Below are 19,921 nucleotides of genomic sequence, written 5' to 3'. Positions count from 1 at the left end.
ACCGCGGCCGGCTGGCCGAGCGAGTGCCACGCCTACATCGCGCGGACGGCGCCGCGCGCCGACGGCCCGCAGCGCCTCACCCGGGACTCGGAGTGCGACATGCTGCCGCAGTGGTCACGCGACCGCACTCGCATCGCATTCACCCGCCGCGTGGGGAACGGCCACCAAGTGTGGGTCATGCGGGCCGACGGTTCCGAGGCCGCGCTCGTCACCGACCGCATCACCGGCGGGCGGGTGGCCTGGGCGCCCGACGGCCGGCGGCTCGCCTTCGTCGGGAAGGTCGGGGACGACCCGGAGATCTTCATGATCGACGTGACCGGATCGGGGCTCCAGCGGCTCACCACGTCGGCGGCGGTGGAGGACGATCCGGCGTGGTCGGCGGACGGTCGGAGCCTGGCGTTCTGGAGCAAGCGCGACGGCACGCAGCAGATCTACCTCCTCGATCCGGCCGACCCGAGCGCGCCGTGGACCAAACTGACGTCGGTGCAGGGCACCGCGGCCGACCCGGTCTTCTCCCCGGACGGCGGCCGCATCGCCTACACGCGGCGCGGGTCCGATCGGCAGGGTGACATCTGGGTCATGAACGCCGACGGATCGGGTGCGCGGCGGGTGACCGCCGACGCCGTGTACGAGATGGATCCCACCTGGTCGCCCGACGGCAAGTGGATCGCCTACGCGCGCGGGCCGGTCGAAGAGCCGCGCGTGTGGGCGATACGGGCCGACGGGACCCTCGCCCGGGCCGTCACCGCCGGTGCCCGGGCCGAGGGCCATCCGTCCTGGTCGTGATGGTGCGGGGCCGCCCCTATCCGGTATCGGAGGCGGGCGTGCCCTGCTGGGCGTAGGCGCGCAGCCCGGCCGCGTCGAGGATGGTGATCTTGCGCCGTTCGGTCCGTACGAGGCCGTGCGCCCGCCACACCTTGAGCGCGCGAGCCACCGTCTCGCGGGAGGCGTCGACCCAGCTGGCCAGCTCCTCCTGCGACAGCGGCGGCCTGATCTCGAGAGTGCCGTCGCCGGCTCGGCCGTCCTCCCGCTGCGACAGTTCCGACAGTTCGATCAGCAGCAGGGCGAGGCGCTGCGCGCCGGTCGAGGAGGCCTGTGCGCGCACCCTGCGGTCGGCGTCGTCGAGCCGGTGCACGACCGTCTCGCTGACCATGCGCCACGTCCGAGGGAACTCGTCGAGGAACGCGGTGAACCGGCCGGCCGGGATGACCAGGGTGCGCAGCGGGCTCATCGCGGCGACGGTGGCCGACCGCTGCCGGTCGCCGAGCACGGCGCCCTCGCACACCAGGTCGCCCGGTCCGCGCACCGCGAGCATCACCTCGTGCCCGTTCTCGGTCGCGGACGTCACCTTCACCCAGCCGTGCTCGATGATCACGACGTAGTCGGACCGGTCGCCCTGGTTGCACAGCGGCATGTTGGTGGAGTACGTCCGCGGCCGGGCGGCCGTGCGCAGCGCGGAGCGCTCGGCGTCGTCCAGCGCGTTCCAGAAACCGCTCGCCTGCGGAGCGGCCGAGGGGCGCGACCTCGGCGCGGTGCGCTGCCGCATCGGGATCACGGTGTGCACCGGTGCGTCCGCCGTGCTGCGCGGACGCGGCGCCGCGGCCGGTCCGCCGTCGTGATTGCGGTCGCGGGCCGTCATGAGGCCGGCTCCTGCGTGTGGGCTGCCACGCCTTCACCTCCCAGAGGCTGTCATGGGGTCTCGCTTCTTAGAGTGCGTGTAAGCCTTGCAAGGTTTGGCCGTTCGGCCAAGTGAACCGGAGAAGTTCGCCGCCGGTTCACGCCGCGCCGACGGCGCGACGGCCGGCGACGCGCCTGAGCGGACGCGGCCGGCGTCATCCTCCGGGCACGCCGCAGGGGCGGGCGGCCGGTGCCGCCCGCCCCTGCGGGCCGTGCTCTTCGATTCCGTACTACTCCTGCTGGATCACGCCTCCTAGCCGTTCGGGAACAGCGAGCCGTAGTCGGCCAGTGCCATGGCGATGTCCGCCTGTGCCCAGAACCGGTGGATGACGAAGGTCGGCGCGGCTCCGCCGTCGAGGTAGCTCTGGACCTTCGGCCACTCCGGGTCGTCACGGAGGAACGAGCGGATGCCGATGAACGTCGAGCCGGGCTGGATGGTGTCGCCGTTCGGCATCGTGCCCGAGTAGCCGGACGGGATGTAGAGACCCTGCTGGTTCGAGGAGCTCCAGACGTCGTCGAACCGGTTGTAGTCGGCGCGGGTCTCGGTGACCGTGATGCCCTTCGACTCCTTGAGCAGGAGCATCCGGTCGAGCAGGCCCTTGGCGGTGTTCTTGGCCTGCGTGCCGAGCGTGCTGCCGCCCTCCTTGGCGGCGTAGTAGATCAGCGTGCGGGCGTAGGCCGCCGCGACGCCGACGTCGTTGGTGCGGTTGCGGATGGTGACGTGCAATCCGGGGTTGGCGCCCGGAGTGCCGGTGGCGCTGCTGAAGCTGGCCGCCGGGGCGCCGCTCCAGTCCATCTCGTTCGGGATCTGGAACGAGCTGCCCGTGCCGAGGGTGGTGTTGGTCGTGGCCCAGTTCACCCACTTGTCCAGCACGGCCTTGGCCTGGGTGTTGCCGGTCACGTAGTACAGCTCGGCCAGCCGGTGCATTCCCCACGCCTGGAAGCCGAACCACTGGTTCGACGGCGGGTCATGGTAGACCGGCGCCACGTCATAGGCCATGCCGAAGAACGTCGGCGTCCCGGACGGCGGCGCGCCGTACGCGCCGCCGTAGCTGTTGGTCGCGCCGCCGGCGATGGCGCCCTCGGCCGACTGCAGCCAGGTGTAGAACTGCACCTGGCGGGTGAGGCTCTGCTGCCAGTCGGCCGGCGCGGTCGACGACCGCGGCCGTAGCGCCGCCGGCCCGGCCGGTGAGAGCGCCCACGCCGCGAGCGGGTTCTGGTAGCCGCCGTGGTTGTGGCTGGAGCCGATCCGCCACGACCACGCGTCGCTCATGTCCCCGCCCCAGGCGAAGTACCAGTTGAGCAGGTAGGCCGAGCTGCTCTTGCCGCTGCCCGCCGCGCAGGACGGCGAGGTGCAGCCTGGGTTCTTGAAGTACTTGTCGTAGAAGGCGTATCGCAGGTAGTCGCCCATCTTGGCGGCCTTGGTCACCGTGGCCGAGATCTGCGACTGGTTGCCCTGCTCGGTCGCCCAGGTCAGCGCCCAGTAGGCGGCCTGCACCGCGCGGGCGTCGGCGTCGGGCGCGGCCGTGTAGCGCCACTGGTTGGCGGTCGAGCCCTGGATGAACAGCGGCGGGTAGCCGCCGCCGCCCGACTGGCCGAACCGGCCGGTGTCACAGGAGGGGTGCGGCACGGTCTCCCAGACCGACTCCTGCGGGCCGCGCTGGTAGGTGTTGATGTAGGTCACCCGCTGGGTGTTGTCGCCGCACTCGGCGCCGGTGCGGTTCCTGCCGAAGCCGTAGACGTCGTCGACGTCCAGCAGCCAGTGCATGGAGTACATGTTGCGGTTGCCGTACGCCTGCTGCAGCTCGCTCGCGAGCGGGTCCTGGCCGGCGACGACGCTCGTGGACAGCGGGACCGGATACTGGCTCGGCTGCCCGAACTCTGGTGCGTAGTCGGCCGGGTCACCGGGGTTGTAGCTGGCCTGGCCGCCCGGCTGACCGGCCGCGGTCGGGATGATGTACTGCTCCATCACGTTCCACGCCTGGTTGAACGGCGCCCAGTTCTCGCTGACCCGGCCGTACTGCGCCTCGAGCCACAGCCAGAAGCCGAATGCCTCGGACGTCGTCTCGTGCCCGTGGTCGGGCGCCTCGACCAGCAGCGTCTCGATCGAGTGGTAGGGGACCCCCTCCGCGGAGAAGTAGCCGTTGCCCGGCGCTTTGATCTTGTTGTACTGCGTGGTGAACTCGTCGATGTAGGAGCTGACCGGAGGCGCGTCGTTGTCGGCCTCGGTCGCCGTGACCGGCACCGACGGGTAGCCCGTGGCGCTCACCGTCACCGTGGCCTGCCCGGCCGTCTGGTCGGCGTCCTCGGCCGCGGCGAGCGTGACCGTCTGCGCGGTGTTCCAGTTGGTGGTGGTGAACGTACGGGACGCGCCGGCGGACACGGTGATGTCGGTGTCACCGGCGGTCCGCGCCGATGCCACCGTCACGTTCGCCGACGGGGCCGCGGACAGCCTGACGGTGTAGTTCGCGGTGTCGCCCTCGGGGACGCTCACGGACGCGGGACTGACCACGAGCGTCGGCCCGGAGTTCACGACGATCGCGACCTGCGCGGTGCCCGTCGCCCCCTGGTCGTCGGTCGCCCTCACCTGCAGCGTGTAGTTCCCTGCGGGCAGGGCGGTGTGGGTGAAGCTGTACGGCGCCGTCGTGTCCGAGCCGACCAGCAGGCCGTCGCGGAAGAACTCCACCGTGCTGACGCTGCCCGGTGCGGCGTCGCTCGCCGTCGCGTTCACGGTCACGTTGCTGCCGACCGGGAACTGCTGTCCGGCGGTCGGGCTGGAGATCGAGACCGTCGGCGGGGTGTTGGCGGCCGCGCCGTTGCAGGCGACGTTGTTGACCGAGAAGGCGGTCGGGTCGGTGTTCGTGCCGCTGTAGGAGAAGTTGGCGCTCGTCGTCGCGCTCGCGCCCGTGGCGAGGTTTCCGTTGTAGGGCGCGTTCGTCACGGTGACGTTCTGGCCGGACTGCGACCAGGAGCCGTTCCAGCCGTTCTGCAGCCGCTGGTTCCCGGCGTAGGCGTAGCGCAGGGTCCAGCCGGTGAGGGGGTCACCGAGGTTGTTGATGGTGATGTTGGCGGTGAAGCCCGAGCCCCAGTCGTTCTTCGCGTAGTTGACCTGGCACTGAACGGCGGCGTGGGCACTGCCCGCCGACACGACGAGGCTGCTCAGGGTCAGGAGCACACCGGCTCCGAACGCCGTCAGCCTCCGCCATCTGTGGCGTCTTCTCATCTGGGATCCTCCTGATGGATCGATCGGATCTGCACCGAGGCCGACGGGACCGGCTCGGCTTGGCTCGGGTCACACGCAGAGCACAGAGGCGCCCGTGGCGGGCACCTGTTCCGACGCGACTCAGGCCGAATCGCGGATGATCAATTTGGTCTTTAGGATGATCTTGTTGTCCGGCGAGGGTTTGCCGGCGATCCGTCTGAGCAGCTCAGCGGCCATCCGCGCGCCCATGTCCTCGATGGGCTGGCGCACGGTGGTCAGCCGCGGGCGCACCTGCTGCGCCAGCGGCGCGTCGTCGAACCCGATGACCGCCACATCCTCGGGGACGCGCCGGCCGGCCCTGCGCAGCGCCCGCAGCGCCCCGACCGCCATGAGGTCGGAGGCGACGAGGACGGCGTCGAGATCGGGCCTGCGATCGAGCAGATGGTTCATCGCGTGCTCGCCGGACGCCTGCCGGAAGTCGCCATAGGCGACGAGCCCGTTCGCCAGCAGCCCGGCCTCGCCCATGCCCGCCCGGAAGCCCTCGAGCCGGTCGATTCCGACGCTCATGTCGGGCGGACCGGCGATGGTGCCGATCACACGGCGTCCTGACCGGGCGAGGTACTCCACCGCCGCACGTGAGCCGCCGCGGTTGTCGGCGTCGACATAGGGCAGCGGCGTGCCCGAGGCGGGCCGGCCGGCGAGCACCACGGGAATCCCGGTGGTCGCGTGCAGCAGGGCGAAGGGGTGGTTGCTGTGCATGCCGATCTGCAGCACGCCCGCCGCGTCGCCGCCGCGGACGTAGTCGGCCACGGCACGCCACTCCTCGGCCCGGCCCACCATGAGCACGACGAGCTGAGGGCCGCCGTCGAGTTCCCGTCGCACCCCCCAGAGCAAGCGTGCGAAGAACGGGTCGGTGAAGATCCGCTCACTGTCCTCACAGATCACCGCGGCGATCGACCGGCGGCGGCGGCCGGGCGGGGTGGACGCGGCGGGGCGGCGCACGTAGCCGAGTCTTCGCACGGCCTCCTCGACCTGTGTCCGTGCGCCATGGCTCACCCGGGCCGAGCCATTGATCACGCGGGACGCCGTCGCGGGGGACACACCGGCGAGCTTGGCCACGTGTGCGAGCGTGGGAACGGCTTCTTGGTCGACAACTGGTTCCTGGACGGTCACGCCGATCACTCCCTTCGGGCCGAGACGGTCCAACGCGGGGTGTGGGAGCGCTCCCAAGGATTAGGTGACGACGGCGCAGTGTCAAGAGATCGTGACGGGCGTGTTAATGCCGCGTTTCGAATCCCGCCCGCCCGCCCGCCGTCGCGTCCCTAGTGAGAGGCCGCTTCGGCCGTTGGCGGCCACCGGTCCGGCCCGCCCGCCGCGAGATCGGGCCAGGCGAAGAAGCGTGAAAACTCATGAAAGAACATTCTCGTGATCACATCCGGTGGGTTATGATCAGGGCCGCAGGAGCGTGGGAGCGCTCCCACATTGCCATCGGTGCGGCGATATCGGGCCGGCCCGGCGACGTTCGCCGGAGCGGGCGGTCGGCGAAGGCCATCCCGCGTGGCAAAAGGCCGCCCTCCGGCCATTATGCGGAAAATCAAAAGACCCTTTCATGGTCGTTTTGTTCGCCGGTAGGCAATGGCGGCCGAACAATGCGCGGCGGAATGCCGCCGTCCGGGTGCCCGGCCGACCGCGGATGAAAGATTTCATGTCCGCACGCCCTTCGGCCGGCCGTCGGTCTGCCTGCACACTTGCTCTGACATGCGGTGACGCGTTGCTCCCGGCCCGGCCCGCGCCCGGCGGGGAATTCGCGGACTCGCGCGCCATTCCCTGCTGAAGCGGGTCGTGTTACGGTCCGTCCGCTGGACCGGGAGTGCGGATTCCGTCATCTCCGGACAGTGATCGATGGCGGCGGGCCCCGGCCGCGGAATGCCTTTCTGAGCGTCTCAGCAGAGCGCCGCGGCAGCCGGAAGGGTGCAGCCGTCACCCGACAGGAAGGGAAGCATCTTGAGGAAGCGACGGAGAAGAGCGCTCGCGATCACTATCGCCATTCTGCCCGTATTGTTCGCGTCCGTGCTCATGGCGGCTCCGGCGTCGGCGCATGGCGCGATGATGGTGCCCGGCAGCCGCACGTTCCTGTGCTGGAAAGACGGCCTCAGCCCGCAGGGCAACATTGTTCCGCAGAATCCCGCGTGCGCGGCCGCCGTCGCCACGAGCGGGGACAACTCGCTGTACAACTGGTTCAGCGTGTTGCGCTCCGATGGTGCCGGCCGCACCCGCGGTTTCGTCTCCGACGGGCAATTGTGCAGCGGCGGTAATCCGAACTTCACCGGATTCAATGTGGCCCGGGCCGACTTCCCGGTGACCCATCTGACCTCCGGTGCCCGGTTGAACTTCAAGTACAACAAGTGGGCCGCGCACCCGGGCTGGTTCTACCTGTACATCACCAAGGACTCCTGGAGCCCGACCCGGCCGCTCGCCTGGAACGACCTCGAGGAGCAGCCGTTCCTGGTCGCCGATCACCCCGCCGACACGGGCGCCGTGGGCTCGGTCGACGGCAACTACTACTGGTCGGGCAACCTGCCGTCCGGCAAGAGCGGCCGGCACATCATCTACTCGGTCTGGCAGCGCTCGGACAGCAACGAGACCTTCTACGGCTGCTCCGACGTGGTCTTCGACGGGGGCAACGGGGAGGTCACCGGGGTCGGTCAGGGTGGCGGCGGTGGCGGTGGCGGTGGCGAGACGCCGCCGCCGGCGACGGGCGCCTGCACCGCGACCTACAGCACGACCGGATCCTGGTCCGGCGGATTCCAGGCCGAGGTCCGGGTGACCAACACCGGCACGTCCGCGCTCAACGGCTGGACGGTGTCGTGGCCGCTCGCGACCGGGCAGAGCATCACCAGCCTGTGGAACGGGACGTACACGCCCGGCGGATCGGTCGCGACGGTGCGGAACGCCGGCTGGAACCGCACGGTCGCCACCAGTGCCTCGACCACCTTCGGGTTCACCGGGAACGGCGGCGGCAGCACGCCGGCTCCCACCTGCACGAGTCCCTGACCCGGGGATCCGGGCTCCGGGACCTGCGGGCTCCGGAGCCGGGTGGCGGCACCGGCACGCACCACGTGCCGGTGCCGCCATCGCGTCGTCTCCGGCTCTGCCGGCGTCAGGACGCGGCGGTGTCCGGTTCGAGCCGACCGGTACGGCGCGGCATGAGCAGCAGGACGGCGAGGCCGACGACCGCCACCGCGACGACCGCGAGGAACACGTGGTGGGCCGCGTCGTAGAGCGCGGTCCGGACGAACGCCGCCACGGCGGAGCGCTCTGGCGTGCCGTGTCCCGCCGACACGAGGCTCGTGGCGTCGACGCCGTCCGGCAGCCGCCCCGCGAGTTCCTTCGGCGGATGGGCGAACCGGTCCGAGAGCGTGGCGTTGGCGATCGCGCCGAAGACGGCCACGCCGACCGCGCTGCCGAGGGACCGGCTGAACATGTTCGCCCCCGTGACCAGGCCCCGCCGGTCCCATCCGACGGCCGACTGGACCGCCACGAGCACCGGGCTCGCGGTCAGGCCGAGCCCGACGCCGACCACGAAGCACGCGCCGGCGAGCTCCCAGACGTGCGCGTGCTCGTCGAGCAGGGCGCACAGCACCGTACCGGCGATCGAGACCGTACTGCCGATGAGCGCGGTGGAGCGGAACCCGATGCGCAGGTAGAGCCGGCCCGCCTGGCTCGCCGCGATCGGCCAGCCCATGCTGATGGCGGCAAGCGCGAACCCGGCCACCACCGCGCCGGTGCCGAGAACCCCCTCCGCGTACGTCGGCACGTAGGAGCTGAGGCCCATGAGCAGCGCGCCCACGCAGAGCGCCGAGAGCGAGGCCCCGTTGAGGGAGCGGTGACGGAACATCCACAGCGGCAGGATGGGCTCGGCCGCCCGGCGCTCCACCGCGACGAACGCGACGAGCATGACGAAGCTCGCCGCGAAGATGAGCACGCTGCGGACCGACCCCCATTCCCACGCGATCCCGCCTTCGAGCAGGCCCAGGATGGCGAGAGAACAGCCGGCGGTGAGCAGCATGGCGCCGGTGTAGTCGATGCGGTGCGAACGCCGCGTGACCCGCTCCTTGAACTGGCGGGCCAGCGTCCACGCGGCGACCGCGCCCAGCGGTAGGTTGACGAAGAAGATCCAGCGCCAGGACAGGTACTGCGAGAAGACGCCGCCGAGGGCCGGCCCGATCACCGAGGCGATTCCCCAGACGCTCGCGATGTAGCCCTGCACCCGCGCGCGCTCCTCGACCGTGTAGAGGTCGCCGACCATGGTCATGGCCATGGGCTGTACGGCGCCCGCGCCGATGCCCTGCAGCGCGCGGAACACGATGAGCGCCGGCATGCTCCAGGCGATCCCGCACAGCACCGAGCCCAGCAGGAACACCGCGATGCCGAAGAACATCACCGGTCTGCGGCCGATGACGTCGGCGAACTTGCCGTACAGCGGCACGGTGACCGCCTGCGTGAGCAGGTAGATGGAGAACAGCCACGGGAACTGGGAGAAGCCGCCGACGTCACTGACGATGGACGGCACCGCGGTCGCGATGATCGTGCTGTCGAGGGCGACCAGGCCGGTGCAGAGCATCAGGGCCGCGAGCACCGGGCCGCGCTCCGAGCGGAAGCCGACGCCGTCGGAGGCCGCGGGGGGTTTCGTCGTCGTCACGTACGGGCTCTCCTCGGGGTCTGCGCTGAACCGCGGAGGGCGATCCCACGGCTCGACGGCACGACCGCCCCCGGTCCATAACCCCTGATCGGGCTTGTCCATTCCGGGGCGAACCGCGACAGGCCCGGGCGCGTCACACAGATCATGGAACATTGGCGCGCGCGGTGGCCGGTGCGGGTGCGTGGCTTGGCGTTGCCGGGAGCCGTCGCGCTGCTGCTGCTCGGATACCTGGCCGTGGTGCCGTCGGCGTGGATGTACGCCTCTACGGCCGGCCACAGGTTCCCGGCCGAGCGGGTGCCCGCGGCGCCGGTGGCGCTGGTGTTCGGCGCCGGCCTGTTCGGGGACAGGCCCTCGCCGTTCCTGGCCGGCCGGCTCGACGTCGCGGCCCGGCTCTACCGGCTGGGCAAGGTGCGGGCGATCCTCGTCACCGGTGACAACGGCACCAGGTCCTACGACGAGCCCACGGCGATGCGCGACTACCTGACCGGTCATGGGGTTCCGGCGGCCAAGGTCGTCCTCGACTACGCCGGCTTCGACACCTGGGACTCCTGTGTACGGGCGCGCCGGGTCTTCGGCGTCCACCGGGCGGTCGTCGTCACGCAGCGGTTCCACCTGCCGAGGGCGGTGGCGACGTGCCGGGCGGCCGGGATCGACGCGTCGGGCGTCGGCCACGACTCGTCCTCGATGGCGGCCGTGACCACGAAGGCCGGATACGCCCGCGAGCTGGCCGCTTCGGCCAAGGCGCTGTTCGATCTGGCCCGCCGGCCCCGGCCCCGCTTCCTCGGGCCGGCCGAGCCCGGTGTGCGCCGGGCGGTCGATGGCTGAGGGCGGTCGCGGCGGCTCTCACGGTCGCCGTCCCGGTCGCTCTCCCGGTGATGGTCGCCGGCCACCGCCCTTGGTCGCAGTCACGCCCGCTCGCGACAGTGACGGCTCCGTGACAGTACGGTGGGATACCGGATGTGTTCGGGTCGCGACAGAACGTGGAGAATCCGATGGCAGCCGTCTCCTTGGAACCGGGCGACCCGCGCAAATTAGGCGGATTCCGGCTGATCGGCCGCCTGGGCGAGGGCGGCCAGGGCGTGGTGTACCTCGGGCATGCGCCCGGCGGCGAGCGCGTCGCCGTCAAGGTGCTGAAGGCCGACGCCGATCCGGCGGCCCGCGGCCGGCTCGCCCGGGAACTGGCGGCGTGCGAGCGCGTGGCCCCCTTCTGCACCGCCCGGGTGATCCACTCCAGTACCGAGGAGACCCGCCCGTACGTGGTGAGCGAGTACGTCGATGGGCCGTCCCTGCAGGAACGGGTCGAACGTGAGGGGCCCCTGCGCGGGGGAGAGCTGGACCGGCTCGTGGTGGGCACCGCCACCGCGCTGACCGCCATCCACGGCGCGGGCGTGCTGCACCGCGATCTGAAACCGGCCAACGTGCTGCTCGGGCCCGACGGCCCGCGCGTCGTCGACTTCGGCATCGCGCGGCCGATCGAGTCGGGGACGATCACCACGAACCTCGTGGGCACGCCGGCCTACCTCGCCCCGGAGCAGCTGAACGGGGAGCCGCCGTCGCCGGCCACCGACGTGTTCGCGTGGGCCTCGACCATGGTGTTCGCCGCGACGGGCCGGCCGACCTTCGGCGACGACACCATCGCCGCCGTGCTGAACCGGATCGCGCACGCCGTGCCGGATCTGACCGGGGTGCCGCCACGGCTGCGCGGGCTGCTCGCCGCCTGCCTGGCCAAGAACCCCGCCGAGCGGCCGCGGGCGCGCGCGTTGCTGATGCGGCTCGTCGATCCGTCCGCAGCGGTGGGCGCCGAAGAGCGCCCGGACGTCGACCTCACCCTCACCGTGGCCGCGAACCGGGCGCTGGCCGGCCGGGACGTCGCGGAGTGGACCTCGGTCCTGCCGCTCCGCGACCGGGTGCGGATGAGAGGGCGGACGCTCGCCATGGTCGGCGCCGGAGCCGCCGCGCTGCTGCTCCTGGCCGGGGCCGGGTACCTGAGCCTCGCCCGAGGTGGCGGTGCGGCGCCGGCCGGCGGCTGGTCCGCGACCCCGGAGGTGTCCGGGCCGCCGGCCACACCGTCGCCGGAAGGCCCGCCCGAGGGGACCATCCCGGAGGCGTTCGGCGGGGCGTGGCGGGGCCACGCCAGCGAACGTGACGGTGAGGTGGAGACGAGGGGCGTACCAGTCGTGATCATGATGCGGCCGGGGGACCGCGGCGGCCATCTGGAGTTGCCCGAGGACCAGTGCCAGGGGGAGCTCGACCTGGTGAACTCGGGCGGTGAGGAGCTGACCTTCCGGCTCGGCTTCCGCTCGGGTGACTGCCTCGACGGCACGGTGACGCTCGCCCGGCGCGGTGAGCACGAGCTGGGATACCGCTGGCAGGAGCGGGGCGGGCGCGGCACGGCCGAGGCGACGCTGCACCGGGCGGGCTGACCCCGGCCCGTGGTTCATCGCCGCACGCGCCGCACGGTGGATGGTCGGCGGCCTGGATCCGGTCGGGCGCCCCGCCGAGCGTCGAGCCGCCTCAGCCGCGGATCCCGTACACCCGGTCCACACTCAGACGCAGCACCAGCCGCCGCTCGGCGGCCATGACGGCCCGGTACTCGTCCCAGTCGGGATGCTCGCCCTGGATAGCGCGGTAGAGATCGACCAGCTCGTCCACCGTGGGGTCGCCTGGATGGGTCGCCACCGGTGACAACTCCGCGCCGCCCTCGGCCACCACGTACGGCCAGAACTTCTCGGTGGTGACGTGGAGGCTCGCGCGCGGGTCTCGGCGCAGGTTCCGGGTCTTGGCCCGGTCGTCGGTGACGGACACCCGGATCAGTCGTGCGGGCTCGTCGTAGGCGTAGACGACGTTCGACAGTTGCGGGCGGCCATCGCTTTTCAGGGTGGCCAGCACGCCCTGGTGCCGACGTGCGAGCAGTTCGAAGAGCGCGTGATCGGTCATGGCCGCGGCAACGTGCTTTGCCGGTGAACTATTCCGCGGCGAGCCGGTCGGGCGGCGCGCCGAGGGCGAGGGAGACGTCACGCGCGGTATTGGTCACCTCGGGGCCGAGGACGCCGTTGTCGGGATCGATCTCGAAGGCCAGACCGGACATGGAGACTCCGCCCATCACCGCGCCCGTGTGGTCGAAGACCGGGGCCCCCACGCAGCGGATGCCCGTCTCGTTCTCCTCGTCGTCGATGGCGTAGCCGCGCCGGCGCACCTCGCCGAGATGGCGCAGCAGCGCCCGCGGATCGGTGATCGTACGCTGGGTGCGCGGTTGCATCCCGGTCCGGCCGATGATGCCGATGATCTCTTCGTCGGTCAGCTGGGCGAGGATGGACTTGCCGATCGAGGTGGAATGCAGCTCCAGGCTCATCCCGACCCGCGAGCCCATCTGGTACGGCCGGCGCCCGTCGAGCTTCTGGACGTAGACCGCCTCGTCACCGTTGCGGACGGCGAAGTGCACCGCGAAGCCGGTGCGGTCGCGCAGGCCGTGCAGCGCGCCGTCGGCCTGCTGAGCCGGGTCGAAGCGGTTCATCACTTTGCCGGCCAGGGTCAGGATGCGCGGGCCGGGCAGGTAGCCGCTGGCGCCGTCGGCTCGGGCGAACCCCCACTCGACGAGGGACTGCAGGATGCGGTGGACGGTCGACTTGGGCAGCCCGGTGGCGCTCGCGATGTCGGTCACCCGGCTGTGCTGGGCCAAGGCCTCCAGCACCGTGAGCGCTTTGTCGATCGAACCACCGCCGCTGCGCGGGCCCACGTCCAAGAGCCTATCCGATTCAATTAAGCAAAAAATCGTTCTACGATACAGAACGCCCTGCCCGACTGGCTTGCCGATCAGGCCGAAGTCGTGGCCTGATCCGGGACGCCGTACACGGTTGGATACGGTCACACCATGCGACTCGGCGTACTTGATATCGGCTCGAACACGGTGCATCTCCTGGTCGTTGACGCGCACCGTGGCGCGCGGCCGGTCCCCGCCTACTCACACAAGGCCCAGCTGAAGCTCACCGCCAATCTCGTGGAGGGCAATCGGCTGTCGGATGAGGTCGCAGACCGCCTGCGGGCGTTCGTGGGGGAGGCACTGCAGGTCGCCGAGGACAAGGGCGTCGAGGACCTGATGGCCTTCGCCACGTCGGCGGTGCGCGACGCGGTCAACGGCGACGAGATCCTCGCGGGGATCCGGGACGAGACCGGGGTCGGCATCGACGTGCTGTCCGGCGAGGCCGAGTCACGGCTGACCTTCCTCGCCGTACGCCGCTGGTTCGGCTGGTCGTCCGGCCGGTTGCTGGTGCTCGACATCGGCGGCGGCTCGCTCGAGATCGCATCAGGGGTCGACGAGGAGCCGGACGCGGCGATCTCACTGCCGCTCGGCGCCGGGCGGCTCACCCATGAGTGGTTCAAGGAGGATCCGCCGCCCGCCGGTGAGGTGCGGCGACTGCGCAAACATGTGCGCGCCGAGATCGCCCGTACGGTCGGCGACGTGCTGAGAAACGGCCAGCCCGATCACGCGGTGGCCACGTCCAAGACGTTCAGGCAGCTCGCCCGGATCGCCGGTGCCGCGCCGTCCAGCGAGGGAATCCGGGTCCGGCGGGTGCTTAAGCACAACGACGTGACCGACTGGGCCGAGCGGCTGGCGCAGATGTCCTTGGCCGATCGAGCCGAACTGCCCGGGGTCTCCGAGGGGAGGGCGCCCCAGCTGCCGGCCGGAGCCATCGTCGCGGACGCGACCATGGACCTGTTCGGGCTTCCGCAGCTGGAGCTCTGCCCCTGGGCCCTGCGCGAGGGAGTGATCCTGCGCCGTCTCGACGGGATGTCCGCGGAGCGGCGGAGCGGCTAGACCGCCGGGGGCCGCCGGTCTCGCGGTCGCGGTGCCGGCGGTGGTCACGGTGTGCCGGCGGCCGGCCGGGCCGCCTGCATGGGGACGGTCGCGATGTCCACACCCGGCAGTGGATCGTGCTGCCGCGCGCCGGACTGTTCGGAACGTCTCCGCAACGGTCGGGTGGTGAGCAGCCCGACCGGCACCGGGGCCCAGTAGGTGATGGCGCGGAACAACAGGACGGCCTGTACCGCGTGACCCGCGGCGATGTCCGCCGACGCCAGCGTGGCGACCAGAGCCGCCTCGGTCGAGCCCAGCCCCGAGGGGGTGGGCACCACCGAGGCCGCGGCCGCGCCCAGCAGATAGGCGATGAGCAGGGTCTGAGCCTGCCGGGGGCTTGCAGCGCCGGGGACTGCGAGCACGCTGACGGTGAACGCCGTCCCCATGACCAGCGTGGTCGCGGCCGAGGCGAGCAGCAGGGCGAGCAGGTCGCGTGGCCGGCGCGCGAGGTCGGCGATCCCGGCGAGTGCGGAGGCGGGAGAGCCGGATCGCCGCGACCGGCACCACCACACGAGCGCCCCGGCCACGCCGAGGACGAGGCCGGCCCGCACCGGGAGCGGCAGCCGGCCGGCGAGGCCGGCGACATGTGCCCCCGTGGCCGACAGCAGGTCGATGCCGCCACCGCCGGTCCAGTGGCCGGCGAGGACGACGACCAGGAACAGGAGCAGATCCGCGACGGCGCCGACGACCTGTACGGCCGCGACCGCGGCGATCGCTTCGCCGGCCGTCAGGCCCCGGCAGACCAGGAAGCGGACGTTGACCGCGGCGGCACCGAGCCCCGCGGGGGTCAGCCGGTTGGCCGCGGCGGCCGAGAACTGCGTCATGAGGGTCTCGCGCAGCGGCAGCCGACGCCGCGCGGCGGCCTGCATGCAGCGGGCGGCGAAGACATAGTGCAGTGCCGCCAGGCCGACGAGCACCGGCAGGAAGCCCCAATGGAGCCTGCCGAAGGGGATTGCCTCCACACCTCGGACTGTCGTCGTGCGGCCTGACGGGCCTGCGCTCGTTGAACGGCCATCGGATGCCGTCGAGGCGAACAGTCAGTGCCGCTCGTCGGCGGCAGGCCCTGATCCACCCTGACGGCGACGGGTGATCGCCGGCCGGCGGTGCCCGCTTGACGTTGTCCGATGGCCTGGTGCGATGGTGGAGAGTACGTCGTCGCACGTCCATGCCGAGGGGGGATCTGGATGTCGTATGGCCGATGTCGCGACCTCCGGATCGGGGTGCTCGGGTCCTACGGAGGCCTGAACCTGGGTGATGAGGCGATCCTCACCTGTGTGCTCGACGCGCTGCGGCGGATACGTCCGACGGCGGAGCCGGTCGTCTTCAGCCGGCGGCCCGAGCACACGCGTGATCATTTCGGTACGGCGGCGGTGGCCTACACCGGGGTCTCCCAGGATCAGCTCATCGCGGCCGAGACCGGGCTGGACCTGCTCGTACTCGGGGGCGGCGGGGTGCTGCACGACGGCCAGGCGGTCGGGATCATGCGGCCGGTACGGCTGGCCCACCGGATGGGCATTCCGACCTTCGGCTATGCGATCGGCGCCGGGCCGCTGACCGATCACGAGGACGTCGACCTGGTGCGGGAGGTCGTCGAACAGATGACCGACCTGACGGTACGGGACCACGAATCGATACTCGTTCTGGAAAAGGCCGGGATCACCCGGCAGATCCCGGTGACCGCCGACGCCGCCGTGTTGCTGGAACCGGAGGAGTTCACCGACGAGATGCTCATGCGGGAGGGGATCGACCTCCAGACCCGGCTGGTCGGCATGTCGGTACGCGAACCGGGCCGTGCCGCCGACCACATCGACGTCGACAGCTACCACGGCCTGCTCGCCGAGGTCGCCGACTTCATGGCGTGCCGGCTCGAGGCTCAGGTCGTGTTCGTCCCGATGGAGCGAGGCGACATCGCGCACGCCCACGCGGTCCTGTCGGCGATGAGCGCGCCCGAGGCGGCGCGGATCCTCAACCGGAGCTACCGCCCCGCCCAGATCGCCGGGCTCATGCGGCACCTGGACCTGGCGGTGGGCATGCGGCTGCATTTCCTGATCTTCGCCGCGTGCGCCGGCGTGCCGGTCCTTCCGCTGCCGTACGCGGGCAAGGTCTTCGACTTCGCGCAGGCGGTCGGCGCGCCGGCGCTGACCGGGATCGCGCGGAGGGAGGCCGGACCGCTCCTCGCGGAACTGGACCGCCTGTGGGACGAACGGAGCGCGTGCACCGATCACCTGCGCGGGCGTCTGGAGGTCATGCGCGAGCGCGCACGGCAGAACCAGGAGCGGTGCCGGACGCTCATCGACGGTCTCGACCCGCATGCGCCGAGGTGATCCGAGGGGAGGAGGCGATGGTCGCCGAACCGATGCCGGCGGACCCGTTCGTCCACAACGCACGTGCGCACGGCCTGGCCGGTGACGGAACGACCAACGACCAGGCACCCTGGTCGCCAACCACCAGGCCGGCTATGACGTCTCGGCATCGGGAACGTCCGCGGTCGCCGGACAGGGCGGGATCGTGACCGGCCGTGTCGGCGATCAGGGCTGAGGCGCCGCGCTGAGATCGGGATCGGGGTCGGAGCCGTTGGGGGGCGCCCACATCGTGAGGTCGCGGAGACGTTCGGCGGGCAGGACGCGCAGGCGACCGGCGACGGCGGCCGGATCGCCCACCAGCGCCTCGGCGTCGAAGCCGCGGGTCTCCGCGAGCGTGAGCACTCCGCACAGCAGTGCGTCGGGGACACGCGCGGCGACCATCGGGCCGATCTGCGCGAATCCGGCCGGCAGCTCGCCGAGCGTCCGCAGGAGGCCCTGGAACGCGGTCTCGCCGCCCGTGGCCGCAGGTGAACGTGCCCCGGCCAGCAGCGCCAGGAAGTCCCGTTCGAGCTCCCGGGGGTCCTTGCCGGCCAGGTAGTACCTCGCATGCCACGGCTCGGCAGCACTCGGCAGCCGGAACCGGACCCACAGGCCGGTGTCCCTGGCACACCGCTCGTAGGCCCGGATCAGCGGATCCTGCGACCCGGGGGCCGCTCGGCACAGCACACCGCGGACCGTGGCCGAGTCGGCGTCGAGTTCCACGGGCGCCGCGCCGAGTGTCCGGGTGACCGCCTCGTCGAGCCGGCCGACGTTGTGCCTGAGAAGCTCACCGACCACCTGCTCCAGGGACTCGACCGCCCCGTTGACGCGCGCGTAGAGCCTGCGCTCGGACGTGCGGGCCTCCTCCAGTCCGCCGAGCCGCTCCCGGAGCCGCGTGGTCTCGGCGGTGAGCCTGGCCAGTTCGGCGGCCGTCTCGGCGGCGGCCGTCTCGGCGGCGCCGAGCGAGGCCGAGCCCACGGGCGTGGTGCCGGGTGAGGCCGTGCCGGGCTGCGCGGTGTGGGGCGGATCGGCGTCCGCCGCCGTGGTGCCGGGTGTGGCGCTGCCGGGCTGGGCCGCGTGGGGCGGATCGGCGTCCGGCTGCGCGGTGCCCGGTGTGCCCGGCTGCGCGGTACCGGTGGCCAGGCGCCGATCCGATGGCGGCGCCGTGCCGCCGCCACCGGCGGTCATCGACCTGATGCGCTGATCGTGGAGCCGCGCGATGGCCTCGAGCTTCTCCAGACGCGCCGCCACCTGACGAGCGCCGCGGGCCATGTAGAGCTCCGCGCCGGCGATCGCCAGACACGCCAGAATCAATATCACGGTCATGGTCGCTCCTCATGACCTGGACCGTCCCCCGAGGTGATGGCACAGCCCGCGTCGTGCCAGGACGATAAGCCACTTGGCCGCCGTCTGTCATGGGGGGCCGGACGGCGTCGTTGCTGTTCGCCCGGGTTGTGGCGGATTCTCACCGTCACCTTCCTCTCATCGTGGGGGCGCCCACGGGGGCGAGGCGCAGGGCGAGCGTGGGGCACATGGAGACGGCCCGTCTGGCGTCGCGCTCGCTCCACGGCGGCATCGCGGTCTGGAGGAGCACGGGGTAGCCGTCGCGGTCGAGGCGGACGAGCTCCGGTGCCAGGTGTGCGCAGAGACCGTGTCCGTCGCACCGGGTCCAGTCGATCGTCAGCCTGGTGTCACCGCGGGGGCCCGACAGGGGGATGCGGCCGTGCACGGGCAGCCCGCATCCACCGCGGGTCTGGTGGGCGGTGATGTCGTGGTCGAAGACGTCGAGGGCGGACAGGACGAACCGGGCGGTGCCGTCGGGGTGGGAGCAGGCGCCGCGGCCTCGGCCGATGTCGGCCGCCGCGCGGACGCCGAGCCGGGTGCCGGTTCCGTCGGCGAGGGCGGTGAGGGCCCGGACGGTCTCGGGGAGCCCGAGCCGGCAGGGCCCGCACTGGCCGGCCGACTCTGCGGCGAGGTAGGCGGTCACCCGGATCACCTCCCCGAGGGGGCAGGTGCCCGGTGGCAGCGGCAGCACGACGCCGGCTCCGAGGGTGCCGCCCGCGGCGGCCATCCCGGCCCGAGAGACCGGCGCGTGGGCGGCGGCGGCCGGAAGCCAGCCGCCGTGGCAGCCGCCCACCAGGACGCCCTGTCCGGCTGAGACCCCCGAGCGTTCGAGCACGGTGCCGAGGGGGGTTCCGATGGGCGCCTCGACGACGGTGCCGCCGGCGACGGTGAGCAGGATGGTGCCCGGCTCGTCCCGGGTGCCGACGCGGGCGTACCCGTCCGCGCCGAGGGAGACCAGCAACGCCAGCTGGGCGAAGGTCTCGGCGTTGGACAGCAGGGTGGGGCGGCCGGCCACACCGGAGTCGCCGGTGCGGACGTCTCTGCCCGGTGGCACGGGCACGTCGCCGTTGATGGCGCGGACGACCGCGCCGCTCTCACCGGAGATGAAGCGGCCGGCCAGCTCGACCACGCGCACGGGCAGGTCGCGCTCGGCGGCCGCCGCGTGGATCGACTGCCGCGCGGGGTCGCCGCCGGTGACTGCGACGACCAGGTCACGGCTGTCGAGAGCGCGCGCCGCGATCACCGCGCCGTCCAGCACGAGATGGGGCGCCCGCATCAGCAGTACCTGGTCCTTGGCGCTGCCCGGCTCACCCTCGGCGCCGTTGACCACCACGGTGATCTCGGCGCCGTCGGCCAGGTGCCGCCCGACCACCCGGAGCTTGCGGGCGAACGGGAACCCTGCGCCGCCCCGGCCCCGCAGGTCCACCCGCTCCGCCATCGCGGTCAGCTTGCCGAGTCGTGGCACGTGCAACCGGCCGTGCGCTGCCCGATGGCGATCCAGATCGAGCCGGCCGAACCGGTCGAATCCACGCGTCAGCCTGGGAATGCCGACGTGCGTCACCGCCGGGCCCGTCATCGCTGTGGCCTCACCCGCAGCTCGAGCGCCCGCCGCGTGTCGGGTCCTCGCCCGCCGGGCCCCCGGCCGTCCGGTTCTCGCCGGACCGGTTCGCGTCCGCCCGTTTCCCGCCGGTCCGGTTCGCGCCGGTCAGGCCGGGGACGGGACCGCGCGCTCCGCTCTCCGGCGCCGCGTGAGCGCATGATCACAAGTCCTCTGGTCAGCAGGGCCAGGGCCGCGCCGG

Annotated in this window: 15 protein-coding genes and 1 pseudogene; 6 read left to right on the top strand and 10 right to left on the bottom strand. The window is 72.0% G+C overall.

Annotation, left to right across the window (positions count from 1 at the left end; translation table 11 throughout):
• Positions 1-786, top strand: a pseudogene (locus HKK72_RS25130) (PD40 domain-containing protein); the annotation flags it as partial.
• A gap of 16 nt (positions 787-802) precedes the next feature.
• On the opposite strand, the gene HKK72_RS25125 reads toward HKK72_RS25130, so the two are convergent.
• The 3 genes from HKK72_RS25125 to HKK72_RS25115 all read right to left on the bottom strand — a co-directional run bounded on the left by HKK72_RS25125 (position 803) and on the right by HKK72_RS25115 (position 6,052).
• Positions 803-1,639 carry a Crp/Fnr family transcriptional regulator gene (locus HKK72_RS25125; RefSeq protein WP_261987165.1) on the bottom strand — a complete coding sequence of 279 codons (837 nt, stop codon included), beginning with the start codon at positions 1,637-1,639 and terminating at the stop codon, positions 803-805.
• Between the two features lie 291 nt (positions 1,640-1,930).
• The gene (locus HKK72_RS25120; protein WP_187236887.1) at positions 1,931-4,900 is read right to left on the bottom strand and encodes a glycoside hydrolase family 48 protein; all 2,970 of its coding nucleotides are present in this window, start codon (positions 4,898-4,900) and stop codon (positions 1,931-1,933) included.
• A gap of 120 nt (positions 4,901-5,020) precedes the next feature.
• Complete coding sequence (locus HKK72_RS25115) at positions 5,021-6,052, bottom strand: LacI family DNA-binding transcriptional regulator (protein WP_187236886.1); 1,032 nt, start codon at positions 6,050-6,052, stop codon at positions 5,021-5,023.
• An 885-nt stretch (positions 6,053-6,937) separates the two neighbouring features.
• Here HKK72_RS25115 and HKK72_RS25110 point away from each other — a divergent pair.
• Positions 6,938-7,933 carry a lytic polysaccharide monooxygenase gene (locus HKK72_RS25110; RefSeq protein ID WP_261987163.1) on the top strand — a complete coding sequence of 332 codons (996 nt, stop codon included), beginning with the start codon at positions 6,938-6,940 and terminating at the stop codon, positions 7,931-7,933.
• Positions 7,934-8,039: 106 nt separating this feature from the next.
• Here the strand turns inward: HKK72_RS25110 and HKK72_RS25105 are convergent, their stop codons facing one another.
• Positions 8,040-9,581, bottom strand: a complete 1,542-nt coding sequence (locus HKK72_RS25105; RefSeq protein WP_222721105.1) for an MDR family MFS transporter — start codon at positions 9,579-9,581, stop codon at positions 8,040-8,042.
• A 177-nt stretch (positions 9,582-9,758) separates the two neighbouring features.
• On the opposite strand from HKK72_RS25105, the gene HKK72_RS25100 reads away from it, so the two are divergent.
• Together HKK72_RS25100 and HKK72_RS25095 are read left to right on the top strand one after the other, a co-directional pair.
• The gene (locus HKK72_RS25100; protein ID WP_315987437.1) at positions 9,759-10,406 is read left to right on the top strand and encodes a vancomycin high temperature exclusion protein; all 648 of its coding nucleotides are present in this window, start codon (positions 9,759-9,761) and stop codon (positions 10,404-10,406) included.
• 167 nt (positions 10,407-10,573) lie between these two features.
• Positions 10,574-12,004: a serine/threonine-protein kinase gene (locus HKK72_RS25095; RefSeq protein WP_187236883.1), complete on the top strand. Its 1,431-nt coding sequence runs from the start codon at positions 10,574-10,576 to the stop codon at positions 12,002-12,004.
• 91 nt (positions 12,005-12,095) lie between these two features.
• Here HKK72_RS25095 and HKK72_RS25090 read toward each other — a convergent pair whose 3' ends face one another.
• Together HKK72_RS25090 and HKK72_RS25085 are read right to left on the bottom strand one after the other, a co-directional pair.
• Positions 12,096-12,518 (bottom strand): PPOX class F420-dependent oxidoreductase, encoded by a 423-nt coding sequence (locus tag HKK72_RS25090; RefSeq protein ID WP_187236882.1) that lies wholly within the window; start codon positions 12,516-12,518, stop codon positions 12,096-12,098.
• A 28-nt stretch (positions 12,519-12,546) separates the two neighbouring features.
• Positions 12,547-13,317, bottom strand: a complete 771-nt coding sequence (locus tag HKK72_RS25085; protein ID WP_187236881.1) for an IclR family transcriptional regulator — start codon at positions 13,315-13,317, stop codon at positions 12,547-12,549.
• Positions 13,318-13,452: 135 nt separating this feature from the next.
• Between HKK72_RS25085 and HKK72_RS25080 the strand changes: the two genes are divergently transcribed.
• The gene (locus HKK72_RS25080; protein WP_187236880.1) at positions 13,453-14,397 is read left to right on the top strand and encodes a Ppx/GppA phosphatase family protein; all 945 of its coding nucleotides are present in this window, start codon (positions 13,453-13,455) and stop codon (positions 14,395-14,397) included.
• Between the two features lie 44 nt (positions 14,398-14,441).
• On the opposite strand, the gene HKK72_RS25075 is transcribed toward HKK72_RS25080, so the two are convergent.
• The gene (locus HKK72_RS25075) at positions 14,442-15,398 is read right to left on the bottom strand and encodes a YbhN family protein (RefSeq protein ID WP_187236879.1); all 957 of its coding nucleotides are present in this window, start codon (positions 15,396-15,398) and stop codon (positions 14,442-14,444) included.
• Positions 15,399-15,620: 222 nt separating this feature from the next.
• Here HKK72_RS25075 and HKK72_RS25070 point away from each other — a divergent pair, with 222 nt between their 5' ends.
• A complete protein-coding gene (locus HKK72_RS25070) occupies positions 15,621-16,760 on the top strand; it encodes a polysaccharide pyruvyl transferase family protein (RefSeq protein ID WP_187236878.1) in 1,140 nt (379 codons plus the stop codon).
• 204 nt (positions 16,761-16,964) lie between these two features.
• On the opposite strand, the gene HKK72_RS25065 is transcribed toward HKK72_RS25070, so the two are convergent.
• From HKK72_RS25065 to HKK72_RS40075, 3 genes are all read right to left on the bottom strand, one after another.
• Complete coding sequence (locus HKK72_RS25065; RefSeq protein ID WP_187236877.1) at positions 16,965-18,104, bottom strand: hypothetical protein; 1,140 nt, start codon at positions 18,102-18,104, stop codon at positions 16,965-16,967.
• A 145-nt stretch (positions 18,105-18,249) separates the two neighbouring features.
• Positions 18,250-19,698: an NADH-quinone oxidoreductase subunit NuoF family protein gene (locus HKK72_RS25060; RefSeq protein ID WP_187236876.1), complete on the bottom strand. Its 1,449-nt coding sequence runs from the start codon at positions 19,696-19,698 to the stop codon at positions 18,250-18,252.
• The coding region (locus HKK72_RS40075) for a hypothetical protein (RefSeq protein WP_222721104.1) at positions 19,695-19,921 on the bottom strand (227 nt) is incomplete at its 5' end. The genes HKK72_RS40075 and HKK72_RS25060, both read right to left, overlap by 4 nt.

It is taken from the genome of Actinomadura sp. HBU206391 (assembly GCF_014323665.1).
In the GTDB taxonomy this organism is placed as follows: Bacteria; Actinomycetota; Actinomycetes; order Streptosporangiales; family Streptosporangiaceae; genus Actinomadura_C.
The sequence above is the reverse complement of the archived record's forward strand: the minus strand, read 5'-3'. Positions and strand labels throughout refer to the sequence as shown.

Coding starts and splice junctions, on each gene's coding strand:
- HKK72_RS25060 (WP_187236876.1), bottom strand. CDS start 19,698: ATGACGGGCCCGGCGGTGACGCACGTCGGCATTCCCAGGCTGACGCGT.
- HKK72_RS25095 (WP_187236883.1), top strand. CDS start 10,574: ATGGCAGCCGTCTCCTTGGAACCGGGCGACCCGCGCAAATTAGGCGGA.
- HKK72_RS25070 (WP_187236878.1), top strand. CDS start 15,621: ATGTCGTATGGCCGATGTCGCGACCTCCGGATCGGGGTGCTCGGGTCC.
- HKK72_RS25125 (WP_261987165.1), bottom strand. CDS start 1,639: ATGACGGCCCGCGACCGCAATCACGACGGCGGACCGGCCGCGGCGCCG.
- HKK72_RS25080 (WP_187236880.1), top strand. CDS start 13,453: ATGCGACTCGGCGTACTTGATATCGGCTCGAACACGGTGCATCTCCTG.
- HKK72_RS25065 (WP_187236877.1), bottom strand. CDS start 18,104: ATGACCGTGATATTGATTCTGGCGTGTCTGGCGATCGCCGGCGCGGAG.
- HKK72_RS25090 (WP_187236882.1), bottom strand. CDS start 12,518: ATGACCGATCACGCGCTCTTCGAACTGCTCGCACGTCGGCACCAGGGC.
- HKK72_RS25120 (WP_187236887.1), bottom strand. CDS start 4,900: ATGAGAAGACGCCACAGATGGCGGAGGCTGACGGCGTTCGGAGCCGGT.